At 73.1% G+C, this 11573-nt stretch carries 6 protein-coding genes and 1 pseudogene; 3 read left to right on the top strand and 4 right to left on the bottom strand.

Annotated features, from left to right (window positions below; all coding sequences use genetic code 11):
- Window positions 1-23: 23 nt before the first annotated feature.
- From SSBG_RS02195 to gmd, 3 genes and pseudogenes are all read right to left on the bottom strand, one after another.
- Window positions 24-722 carry a hypothetical protein gene (locus SSBG_RS02195; protein ID WP_008744606.1) on the bottom strand — a complete coding sequence of 233 codons (699 nt, stop codon included), beginning with the start codon at window positions 720-722 and terminating at the stop codon, window positions 24-26.
- 99 nt (window positions 723-821) lie between these two features.
- Window positions 822-3557 (bottom strand): LamG-like jellyroll fold domain-containing protein, encoded by a 2736-nt coding sequence (locus SSBG_RS02190; protein WP_008744605.1) that lies wholly within the window; start codon window positions 3555-3557, stop codon window positions 822-824.
- Between the two features lie 257 nt (window positions 3558-3814).
- Window positions 3815-4829, bottom strand: a pseudogene (gmd, locus tag SSBG_RS02185) (GDP-mannose 4,6-dehydratase).
- Window positions 4830-4987: 158 nt separating this feature from the next.
- On the opposite strand from gmd, the gene SSBG_RS02180 reads away from it, so the two are divergent.
- Window positions 4988-5929, top strand: coding sequence for a GDP-L-fucose synthase family protein (locus tag SSBG_RS02180; RefSeq protein WP_199781325.1), 942 nt, complete (start codon window positions 4988-4990; stop codon window positions 5927-5929).
- Between the two features lie 94 nt (window positions 5930-6023).
- On the opposite strand, the gene SSBG_RS02175 is transcribed toward SSBG_RS02180, so the two are convergent.
- The gene (locus SSBG_RS02175) at window positions 6024-7493 is read right to left on the bottom strand and encodes a sugar transferase (protein ID WP_420790256.1); all 1470 of its coding nucleotides are present in this window, start codon (window positions 7491-7493) and stop codon (window positions 6024-6026) included.
- 428 nt (window positions 7494-7921) lie between these two features.
- On the opposite strand from SSBG_RS02175, the gene SSBG_RS02170 reads away from it, so the two are divergent.
- Window positions 7922-9496, top strand: coding sequence for a glycoside hydrolase family 71 protein (locus SSBG_RS02170; RefSeq protein WP_008744601.1), 1575 nt, complete (start codon window positions 7922-7924; stop codon window positions 9494-9496).
- Window positions 9497-9613: 117 nt separating this feature from the next.
- Complete coding sequence (locus SSBG_RS02165) at window positions 9614-11515, top strand: ABC transporter ATP-binding protein (protein WP_037868727.1); 1902 nt, start codon at window positions 9614-9616, stop codon at window positions 11513-11515.
- The last annotated feature ends 58 nt before the right edge of the window (window positions 11516-11573 follow it).

Below are 11573 nucleotides of genomic sequence, written 5' to 3'. Positions count from 1 at the left end.
CCTCCCGCCGTCCGGCGCGCCGCTCAGGCGGGCAGCCAGGCATAGCACCCCTGCGAGACGAACTTCTCCGTGCCCGCCGGGATGTCCGCGGTCACCTTCTGCGGCTTCGTGCCCTGCGACGGCCCCGAGGCGAGCGACGTGCCGCCCGCGCCGAGCGCCTGCCACGTGCACGCGCTCGCGTCCGCCGTGAGCGCGCGGTACGTACCGGGCGCGGGGTTCTTCTTCGTGCCCTGCGTGAAGCCCTGCCGGGCCCGGTCCAGGAGCGGCCGCTGCTCGGGGCAGAGCTGGCCGACGGCGGCGACCGCGTCGGGGATCTCGCCCGCGATGAGCGCGCCCACGGCGGCGTCCTTGTCGTGCGAGGCGGTCAGTTTCAGCCGGTCGCAGGCCTCCTGCCCCGTCTGGAGCACGGCGGCGGGGTCCATGTTCTCGGGCACCCGGCCGCTGAGGTACTTCTTCTCCCTCTTCGTGAAGGACCCCGTCGCGGGCTTGAGCTTGTCGTCCGACTCGACGGGCCCGCTCGGCTTCACCTCCCGCGCGGCCTCGTTGCGGGCCGGGGCCTTCGACCCCTCCGGGCTCGCGGAGACCGGCGCCGAGGCGGCCGGCCGGCCTGCGGCCGCGTCGTCCTTGTCGCCGTCGTCCGAGGAACCGCAGGCGCTCAGCGCGAGCAGCGCCGTGCCGAGCACGAGCACCCCCGCGAGGGGCCGGCGAGTGGTGGTGCGCATGGAACTACTCCTGTACGGAAGAAGCGTGGGCGGTACGGGGACGGGGCCGGACCCGTGCAGGCGTCCGGCCCCGAGGCCCGCGGGGCGAAGCCGCCGCGATCAGCCGGCCGCGCCGAAGGTGAGGATGAGCTGCGGGGTCTGCGCGCCCGCGCTCGCCTCGCTCGACCACAGCCACAGCGGGTCCGTGCCCTCGCTCGTCATCGCCATGCTGTACTCGCCGCCGAGCGCCGCCTTCATCGCGCTCGTGTCGAGCAGCGCCGAATAGACCGTCGAGCCCTCCGTCGCCCCGCTCAGCGTGCCGAGCGTCGTGCTGCCGAGGGCGGGCTTGTTCTTGTACGTGACGCCCGCCTCCGTCCAGGACCCGGTGACCGGCCGGATGCGCTGGTCGTCCGCGGAGCCCGCTCCGGCCTGGGTGGACGTCTTGACCGCGAGCCGCGCGCTCTTGAGCACCGTCCCGGCGGGCGCCTTCGGCAGCGTGAAGCGCAGGTAGCTCTCGTACGCGGAGGTGCCGCGCACGGCGAGCGAGCTGGACGCGCCGTAGTTGGTGCCCGGGGCACCCGCGTTGGAGTACGCGTCCTCGCTCGCCGTCACCTTGACGATGGTGTCGGCGGGCGCGGGGTTGGTCGCGAGCTGGTAGTGGCTGTTGACCTGCGTGGGTGTCAGCGCCTTGTCGTAGACGGCCGTCTCGTCGATCTGGCCGTTGAAGAACTGGCTCGACGGGGCCTCGGGCCAGCCGCTGATGTTGTCGCCGCCGACGTGCCAGTACCCGGAGTACGCCTGGTTGCCCGTGACGTCGTTGCTCGACTGGAGCTTGCCGTCCACGTACAGCTTCATGCCGGAGCCGTCCTGGGTGCCGACGGCGTGGTGCCACTTGCCGTCGTTGAGCCCGGCGCTGGAGGCGACCGTCTTCGGCATCCCCGGGTGGGCGCCGAAGATCACCTTCCCGGAGTTCGTCATGTACAGGTGTTTGTCGTAGTTGCCGCTGCCCCGGGTGCCGGTCTGGTCACCGAAGCCGAGCAGCTTCCCGCCCTGCGTCGTGGTCGTCTTGAACCACGTCTCCAGCGTGTACGCGCCCTTGACGGTCGTGCGGCGGTCGCTGTTGACCTGCTGGTTGCTGCCGTTGAGGCTCAGCGCCTTCGAGTCGTTGAGCACCCCGTCGGCCGTGCCGGTCGAGGGCGCGTTGCGGCCGAGGCCGTGCAGGTCGCCCGAGGAGAGGTCGCCGACGAAGGGGCCGCTCTTCTCGTCGTAGCGCCAGTACATCGAGGCACCGTCGTCCAGGACCGCGTTCGGGTACGCCTGGGCGCTCTCGGGCACGGTCACGCTGACCGCGTTCGACTGGGCGCTCGTGTTCCCGGCCGCGTCGGTGGCGGTGACCCGGTAGGTGTAGGTCTCGCCCGCCTTCGCGGTGGTGTCCGTGAAGGAGAGCTGCGGACGCGACCACTCCAGGGAGTCGCCCGTCATGGTGTGGATCGGCGTCGCCGAGCCGTTGCGGTACACCTTGTACGTCAGCCGGCTGTCGTCGAGGTCGAGCCCCGTGCGCCAGCGCACCTGCACCGCGCCGGGCTTGACGCTCGCCGCGCTCGCCTGCGGCGCCACCGGCGCCCCGGTGTCGGGCCCGGTCGCGAAGCGGGTCAGGCCCTGGGCGGCGGCGCCGTTGACGGTGGTGAACTCGCCGCCGACCCACAGGTACTTCTGCGAGCCGGTGCCGGATATGGACATCGCGCGCGGGCCGATGCCCTCGCCGAGGCCGTCGTTGGTGTCCGGCATCCAGCCGAGCTTGTGCACGTCGTCCACGGGCTGCGCGAGCAGGTGGTGGCGGCGCCCGTCGGGGAACTCGTCCACGCTGGAGCAGTCGTGCGCGTGCGAGGCGCTGTAGAGCACGCCGTCGTGGGGGAGCACCGACTGCGTGGCGCCGAGGCACGTGTCGCGCCAGCGCTGCGCGTAGGTGTCGAGGTCCACGGCGATCCGGCCGTCGAAGACGCCGCCGCCCGTGCCCTCGTTGCCCGTGTAGAACCCGGTGCCGTCCGTCGCGATCGACTTCACGACCGAGTTCTGCGGCACGAAGTTGCCCGGGTACGTCTTGACGTTCGCGCCCGTCGTCGCGTCGACCACGCCGAGGGCGTGCGAGTCGGCGCCGTTGACGGTGAAGAAGTCGCCGCCGAGCAGGACGTGCCGGTGGTCGGGCGTGACCGCGATGGCCCGGCCCGGCTGGTCCGCGTCGGCCTGCCAGGGCAGCACCGCGCCCGTGGTGCCGTTGACCGCGGCGAAGCGCTTGTGGGACTGGCCGCCGGCGCTGGTGAAGTCGCCGCCCGCGTACACCGTGTTCCCGGCGACCGCGAGGGCCCGGACGGTGGCGGGGAAGCTCGCCTTGAAGTCCGTCCTCGGCTTGCACGTCGCGATGTCGATCGCGGCGAGGCTGCTCGCGGCGACCCCGTTGACCGCGCCGAAGTAACCGCCGACGTACAGCGTCTTGCCGTCCTCGGAGACCGCCATCGAGCGGACCGTCGCGGTGCCGCTCGCGACGGTGAAGGAGAGGTCGCAGTCGATGGGCGCGCCCGTCGCCGCGTCCATCGCGGCGAAGTTGACCGCGCTCTTCGGCGTCCCGGCCTGCCCGTCCGGCGGGCGCACCTGCGAGAACGTGCCGCCGACGAAGACCGTGTCACCGGACTGGGCGAGCGCCCAGACGATGCCGTTGGTCTGCCAGGTCGGCAGGTCGTCCGCGGTGAAGGCGACCGGCGCGGTGACCGCGGCGGCCTGGGGGGCGGAGAGCGCCCCCAGCCCCATGACGGAAGCGGAGAGGACAAGGGCAGCGGAGAGCCCCTTGGATCTGTGCATCTATCCCCCAAGGCGTTGGGCCCGGCGAGCGGCCTGCTCTGGCCGAAGTGGTCGTATCTTCGCAGGAGATACTCGGTCACATGAGCGCGGGGGGCCTCATCATGGGGCTTCCTTGACCTGATTGGTATGAAGAAAGCCGAAGAGCGCCGCGGAAAGCGGTTGTTCCCGGGGGCTCCCGTGCGTCGGGCGGCCGGGAACCCCCGCGCCGGGCACCCGGCAGTACCCGCCCCGGGCGCCTGGCAACCCCCGCGCCCGGCTCAGCGGTCGATGCGTACCGTCGCTCCCGCGAGCTGGTCCTCCACCTGCCGCACATCGGCGTCCACCATGATCCTGGCCAGCTCCTCGACGAGCACCGCGGGCTTCCAGCCGAGCAGTTCGCGCGCCTTGCTCGCGTCGCCGATCAGCGCGTCCACCTCGCTGGGGCGCTCGTACTTCGCGTCGTAGCGCACGTGCGTGTTCCAGTCGAGCCCGGCGTGCGCGAAGGCGGTCTCGGTGAACTGGCGGACCGTGGCGGGGACGCCGGTCGCCACGACGTAGTCGGTCGGCTCGTCGTGCTGGAGCATCCGCCACATCGCCTCGACGTACTCGGGCGCGTAGCCCCAGTCGCGTACGGCGTCGAGGTTGCCGAGGTAGAGGTGTTCCTGGAGGCCGGCCTTGATCCGGGCCACGGCGCGGGTGATCTTGCGGGTCACGAAGGTCTCGCCGCGGCGCGGGGACTCGTGGTTGAAGAGGATGCCGTTGACCGCGAACATGTCGTACGCCTCGCGGTAGTTGACCGTCGCCCAGTAGGCGAAGACCTTCGCCGCGCCGTAGGGGCTGCGCGGGTGGAAGGGCGTGCCCTCGTTCTGCGGGGGAGGGGTGGAGCCGAACATCTCGGAGGAACTGGCCTGGTAGATGCGGGTGTCCACGCCCGAGGCGCGGATCGCCTCCAGCAGGGCGCAGCGCGCCGAGGCCCGTCACGTCGCCGGTGTACAGCGGGGCGTCGAAGGAGACGCGGACGTGCGACTGGGCGCCGAGGTTGTAGACCTCGTCGGGGCGTATCCCGCGCAGCAGGTTCACGAGCGCGACCCCGTCGGCGAGGTCCGCGTGGTGGAGCACGAGGCGGCGGTCGTCCTCCTGCGGGCCCTGGTAGATGTGGTCGATGCGCTCGGTGTTGAAGCTCGACGAGCGGCGCAGCAGCCCGTGCACCTCGTAGCCCTTGGCGAGCAGCAGCTCCGCCAGGTACGAGCCGTCCTGCCCGGTGATACCGGTGATCAGCGCGGTCTTGCTCATGGGTGGTTCCCCTCCTGAACCGGTCGGCCGGAGGGGCCGCCTTGGTGGTTCCTGTTTCCGTCGTGGTGGTGCGTGATCTGTTGTGTTCTGTCGCGGTCCGTGCGGAAGGATCCCGCCCGGCCGCCCGCGCGGGCGCCTGCCCTGGCATGATCCGGTCCATGACGCAATCGCAGCTCCTGCCCGAGCGGGCCCGCATATTCGTCGCCGGGCACCGCGGCCTCGTGGGCTCCGCCGTGGCCCGCAGGCTCGGCGCCGACGGCCACGAGGTGCTCACCAGGACCCGTACCGCACTCGACCTGCGCGACGCGGCGGCGACGGCCGCCTACCTGCGGGAGACCCGCCCGGACGCCGTCGTGCTCGCCGCCGCCAAGGTCGGCGGGATCATGGCGAATTCGACGTACCCCGTGCAGTTCCTGGAGGAGAACCTCCAGATCCAGCTCTCGGTCATCGCGGGCGCCCACGCGGCCGGGGTCGAGCGCCTGCTCTTCCTCGGTTCCTCGTGCATCTACCCCAAGCACGCCCCGCAGCCCATCCACGAGGACGCGCTCCTGACCGGGCCCCTGGAGCCCACCAACCAGGCGTACGCGCTCGCGAAGATCGCTGGCATCACGCAGGTGCGGTCCTACCGGAGCCAGTACGGCGCCGCGTACATCTCGGCGATGCCGACGAACCTCTACGGGCCCGGCGACAACTTCGACCTGGAGACCTCGCACGTCCTGCCGGCCCTCGTCCGCCGCTTCCACGAGGCGAAGGCGGAGGGCCGCGAGGAGGTCGTGCTGTGGGGCTCGGGCAGCCCGCGCCGCGAGTTCCTGCACGTGGACGACCTCGCCGCCGCCTGTGTCCTGCTCCTGCGCTCCTACGACGGCGCCGAGCCCGTCAACGTCGGCTGCGGCGAGGACCTGACGATCAAGGAGCTGGCCGAAACGGTCCGCGACGTCGTCGGCTACGAGGGCCGGATCGCCTGGGACACGAGCAAGCCCGACGGCACCCCGCGCAAGCTGCTCGACATCTCGCGGCTCGCCTCGCTCGGCTGGAAGCCGCGCGTCGGGCTGCGCGAGGGCATCGCCGGCACGTACCAGGCGTGGCGCGCGACGCTCTGAGCCGGCCCCCGCGCGAGGCGGCGCGCCGCGTCCCGGGACGGTACGCACGGGGCGCGGCGCGCCGGGGCGCGTGCTCCCGGCGGCCCGCCCCCGGTCAGTACGCACCGCGTCCGTCGACGACGGCGCGGAGCGTACGGGCCATGACATCGACGTCGCTCGTGAAGGACCAGTTGTCGACGTAGCTGAGGTCGAGCGCCACGGTCTCGTCCCAGGACAGGTCCGAGCGCCCGCTGATCTGCCAGAGCCCCGTCATCCCCGGGCGCACCGCGAGGCGGCGCCGCTCGGTCTCCGAGTACGTGGCGACCTCGTCGGGCAGCGGCGGGCGCGGCCCCACGAGTGACATCTGCCCGCTCGCGACGTTGAGGAGCTGCGGCAGCTCGTCCAGCGAGGTGCGGCGCAGCAGGCGGCCGACGCCCGTGACGCGCGGGTCCCTGCGCATCTTGAACATGGCGCCGTCGTTCTCGTTCTCGCCCGCGAGCTGGGCCTTCATGGCGTCCGCGCCGACCTTCATCGAGCGGAACTTCCACATCATGAACGGCACGCCGTTCTGCCCGACGCGTTCGCTGCGGTAGAAGACCGGGCCGCGCGAGGTGAGCTTGACGGCCAGGGCGATCCCGAGCAGGAGCGGGGAGACGACGGCGATCCCGAGCACGGCGAGCAACCGGTCCAGCACCGTCTTGAGCACGGGCTGCATCCCGCGCCGCACGGGCGGCGCGATGCGCAGCAGGGCCATCCCGGCGGCCGAGGTCGTCTCGACGCGCTTCGGCGCGACCTCCACGAGCCCGGGCGCCACCGCGAGTTCGAGGCCCGCGTCGTGCAGGCCCCAGGAGAGCCGCCGCAGCCGTGCCCCGGACATGACACGTCCGGCGGCGACGAGGACCAGGTCCACGCGGAGTTCGGCGGACGCGGCGAGCACGAGCGTCGTGTCCGCCCCCGGCGCGGCCTCCGCCTCGTCGGGCAGCCGGGCGGCGAGCCGCAGCCCCGCGTCGAGCGGCGCGGAGCCGAGCGCGACGACACCGACGACGACGTACGGGTGGTTGGTGTGCCCCGCGAGGTGCCCGGCCACGGACTCGACGGCCGAGGGCTCCCCGAGCAGCAGCACCCGCACGACGCCCTGCGCCGCCCTGCGGGTCTTCGCGAGGTGGCGGAAGGTCAGTTTGCGGCAGGCGAGCGTGAGCACGAGGGCGGGCAGGAGCGCGCCCAGGCTCACGAACTGGCCGTGGTGCAGGTCGGCGGCGACGTACACGAAGGCGAGGACGCCGAGCAGGATGAGCCAGTCGTGCAGGACGGGCAGCGCCCCGCGCGACTCGCCGATCGCACGGCGCGTGTACCGCTGCCGGAACGCCTGGACGAGGAGCCAGGCGAGCGCGGCGACGGCGGCGCTGATCAGCGGGTGCGGCTGGCCGTGGTGACGGAACAGCAGGGCGACCGGTACGGCCGTACCGGTGAGGTCGACGAAGAGCGCCACCGGCTGGTACCAGCGCGGCTTGCTGCCCGGGGGCAGTCCCCTGGGCAGCCGGCTGACAGCGGACGCACTGGTCTCAGGCGACTGGACATGCCACATGTACCCCCCCGGCACGTGTTGACGAACCACGGCCCGTCGGCCGAATCCCCGAACGGCGAACAAGCGTGGCAAGGGAGAACACTAAGCCACGCAATGGGCTGTGTGTACCTACGTTTACAGGAAAGTCCGCATCCGGTGACCCGTGGTTAACCCCGCGCCGGTGGGGGTGGTGACAGGGCCCGCCGGTGTCTCTTCGTGCGGGTGTTCGTGAAGCGAGCGAAGTGATTCCAGTATGCCCGAGCAGCCCGAAGGGCCGTTCGCCGGGCACTCTTGACCGGCCTTGATCTTGTTTGGCCGGAAGTGGCACGAGTGGCGGACTTTCGGCCTCTTGTTGTGGGATGGCGTCCGATCCGCTGTACTACAGGCGCCCGTACACCACCGCCGGCAACGCCCCCGTCGCACGAGGGCCGTGAACGAGGGGGACAGCCGTGCCGCTGCCGCCGCACCGCCGCATCCCGCCGGTACGCCGCCTTCGGCTGCCGCTCGCCGTCCTGCTCGGACTCGCGCTGCTCGGCCTCGTCGCCGGGACCGGGCTCGCCCTCGGCGGCAAGGAGGGCGGGCAGCGCGCCGCCGCCCGCCCGCTGCCCGCGGGCGCCGCCGCCTCACCGCTCCCCGAGCCCGTCCGGCCCGCGGCCGAGGCCCTGCCCTTCGACCTCCCCGCCGTGAAGACGCTGCACGCGAGCGGGAAGAAGGTCTACGCCCACTACTTCACGCCGTACCCGCTCTCGCTCGACAACGAGGCCCCGGGCGCCGACTACTACGCCCGCGACTACCTGCGGCCCGAGGGCGAGAGCGGCAAGCACGCCGCGTACGGCGGCCTCCTGCGCGACCGGCCGCGCCCCGTCGCCCCGGGCGGGGGCGACTGGCGGCGCGCCAACCTGGAGCGGGAGGTCCGCACGGCCCGCGACGCCGGGCTCGACGGCTTCACCGTCGACCTCCTCTCGCTGTCCGGGCCCAACTGGGGGCGCGTCAAGCTCCTGATGGCGGCGGCCCACACCGTCGACCCGGAGTTCCGGATCGTCCTCATGCCGGACATGGTCGGCCTCGCGGCCACCGACCCGGGCACGCTCGCCGCGCGCCTCGCCGAGCTCGCCGCCTCGCCCGCCGCCGGGCGCTTCCCCGACGGCCGCCTCGTCGTCTCGCCGTTCAAGGCCGAGGCGAAGGACCCTGGCTGGTGGCGGCAGGTCCTCGACACCCTCCGCACGCGGCACGGCACCGACGCCGCCCTCCTGCCCGTCTTCCTGAACTTCCCCGCCCACGCCGACGGCTTCGCCCCGCTCAGCGAGGGCTTCAGCGAGTGGGGCAACCGCAGCTACACGACGCAGGGCGGCGCCACCGCCGACGTCACGCGCGCCAAGGACCTCGGCAAGCTGTGGATGCAGCCCGTCTCCGTCCAGGACGCCCGGCCCAACCAGGGCGTCTACGACGAGGCGGGCAACACGGCGACGCTGCGCGCGAGCTGGCAGGCCGCCATCGACACGGACGCCGACTGGGTCCAGCTCACGACGTGGAACGACTACAGCGAGGGCACCCACTTCGCCCCCTCGCTCCACAACGGCTACACCTACCTCGACCTCTCCTCGTACTACCTGACCCGCTTCAAGACCGGCGACTGGCCGAGGATCGTCCGCGACACCGTGTACGTCACCTCACGCACCCAGTTCGCCGCCGCCACGGGCGGCCCGGGGGCCGCGAAGGTGATGCGGCTGCGCGGGAACTCGGCCCCGGCCCGCGACACCGTCGAGGCCCTGGCCTTCCTCAGCGCCCCCGCCGCCGTCCGCGTCCTCCAGGACGGCGCGACGAAGGAGGAGCGCCTCAACACCGGCGTCCACCCCCTGCTCGTCCCGCTGCGCACCGGCTTCGCGACGGGCGAGATCTGGCGCGACGGCACCCGCACGGCCTCGGTCCGCACCGCGTACCCGGTCGAGGCGCGGCCCAAGGTCCAGGACCTCCAGTACTACGGCGTCTCCTCGGGCCGGACGGGGACGACGGCGGGGGAGTGAGCGGCGCGGGAACGGGGCCCGCAGCCGCGCCCCGTACGCCCCCGCGCCGCCGTGCGCCCTCCCGGCCCCGCGCCCGCGCTTGACCTCAACATTGCTTGAGCTCCTAGCGTCCCCCGTATGAGCCTCGACATGACCGCCTGGTCCCAGCTCCAGGCATTCCGCCAGGAACAGGCCGCCCGCCCCCTCACCCGCGCGACCCTGCGCCGCGTCGCCGCCTTCGCCGGGCCCCGGCGCCGCGCGCTCCTCGCCTACCTCCTCACCGGCGTCGGCGCCGCGGTCCTCACCGTCGCGACACCGCTCCTCGCCGGCGACGTCGTGGACGCCGTCGGCTCCGGCGGCACCCGCGCCCGCGTCGTGGTCCTCGCCGGGCTCATCGCGCTCGCCGCGCTCGCCGAGGCCGCGCTCACCCTCGTCGGCCGCCGCCTCTCCGCCACGATCGGCGAAGGACTCATCCTCGACCTGCGCACCGCCGTCTTCGACCACGTCCAGAAACTGCCCGTCGCCTTCTTCACGCGCACCCGCACCGGCGCCCTCGTCAGCCGTCTCAACAACGACGTCATCGGCGCCCAGCGCGCCTTCAGCGGCACGCTCTCCGGTATCGCCACCAACCTCGTCACGCTCCTGCTGACCCTCGCCGTCATGCTCGCCCTCTCGTGGCGCGTCACGCTCCTCGCCCTCGTCCTGCTGCCCGTCTTCGTCATCCCCGCGCGCCGCACCGGGCGCCGCATGGCCGCGCTCAGCCGCGAGGCCGCCGAGCACAACGCCGCGATGGGCTCGCGCATGACAGAGCGTTTCTCCGCGCCCGGCGCGACGCTCGTCAAGCTCTACGGGGACGCCCGCGCCGAGTCGGCCGAGTTCGCCGCCCGCGCGGCCCGCGTGCGCGACATCGGGGTACGCGTCGCGATGACGCAGAGTGTCTTCCTGACCCTCCTCACCCTCGTCTCGGCCCTCGCGCTCGCCCTCGTCTACGGACTCGGCGGCTCCCTCGCGCTCGCCGGGAGCCTCGACACCGGCACCGTCGTCTCGCTCGCCCTCCTCCTGACCCGCCTCTACACCCCGCTCACCGCGCTCGCCGGGGCGCGCGTCGAGATCATGGGCGCGCTCGTGAGTTTCGAGCGGGTCTTCGAAGTCCTCGACCTCGTCCCGCTCGTACGCGAGAGCGCCGCCGCACGGGACGTGCCGGAGGGCCCCGTGGGCATCGCCTTCGAGGACGTCCGCTTCGGCTACCCCGCCGCCGACGCGGTCTCGCTCGCCTCGCTCGAAGAGGTCGCGACGCTGGACGACCGGGGCGGCGAGGAGGTCCTGCACGGCGTCAGCTTCCGCGCCGAGCCCGGGCAGACGATCGCCCTCGTCGGACCCTCCGGCGCGGGCAAGTCCACGCTCGCGCACCTCCTGCCGCGCCTGTACGACGTGGACGCGGGCACCGTACGGGTCGGCGGCGTGGACGTGCGCGAGCTGAGCGCCGCCTCGCTGCGCGCCACCGTCGGCATGGTCACGCAGGACGGGCACCTCTTCCACGACACGGTCCGCGCCAACCTCCTCCTCGCGCGTCCCGCCGCGAGCGAGCCCGAGGTGTGGGAGGCGCTGCGCCGCGCCCGGATCGACAGCCTCGTCGCCCGCCTGCCCGACGGCCTCGACACCGTCGTGGGGGAGCGCGGCTACCGGCTCTCCGGCGGCGAACGCCAGCGCCTCACGCTCGCCCGGCTGCTCCTCGCCGGACAGCGCGTCGTCATCCTGGACGAGGCGACCGCCCACCTGGACAACTCCTCCGAGGCCGCCGTCCGCGAAGCGCTCGCCGAAGCCCTCGCGGACCGCACCGCGCTCGTCATCGCCCACCGCCTCAGCACGATCCGTGCCGCCGACCTGATCCTCGTCGTGGAGAACGGCCGCGTCACGGAGCGCGGCACCCACGAGGAACTGCTCGCGCTCGGAGGCCGCTACACGGCCCTGCACGAGGCACGCGTGACGGAGGGGGAGGAGGACGTGGACGCCCTGGGGACGGGGATCGCCGTCGGCTGAGGACCGGGGGCGGGGCGCGGGAGCGGCGCGGGCGGTGTCCGGGCGGGGCGCGGGCGGA

It is taken from the genome of Streptomyces sp. SPB074 (genome assembly GCF_000154905.1).
Lineage (GTDB): Bacteria > Actinomycetota > Actinomycetes > Streptomycetales > Streptomycetaceae > Streptomyces.
This window is presented reverse-complemented; position numbering and strand designations above follow the sequence as displayed.

Coding starts and splice junctions, on each gene's coding strand:
- SSBG_RS02195 (WP_008744606.1), bottom strand. CDS start 722: ATGCGCACCACCACTCGCCGGCCCCTCGCGGGGGTGCTCGTGCTCGGC.
- SSBG_RS02190 (WP_008744605.1), bottom strand. CDS start 3,557: ATGCACAGATCCAAGGGGCTCTCCGCTGCCCTTGTCCTCTCCGCTTCC.
- SSBG_RS02180 (WP_199781325.1), top strand. CDS start 4,988: ATGACGCAATCGCAGCTCCTGCCCGAGCGGGCCCGCATATTCGTCGCC.
- SSBG_RS02175 (WP_420790256.1), bottom strand. CDS start 7,493: ATGTGGCATGTCCAGTCGCCTGAGACCAGTGCGTCCGCTGTCAGCCGG.
- SSBG_RS02165 (WP_037868727.1), top strand. CDS start 9,614: ATGAGCCTCGACATGACCGCCTGGTCCCAGCTCCAGGCATTCCGCCAG.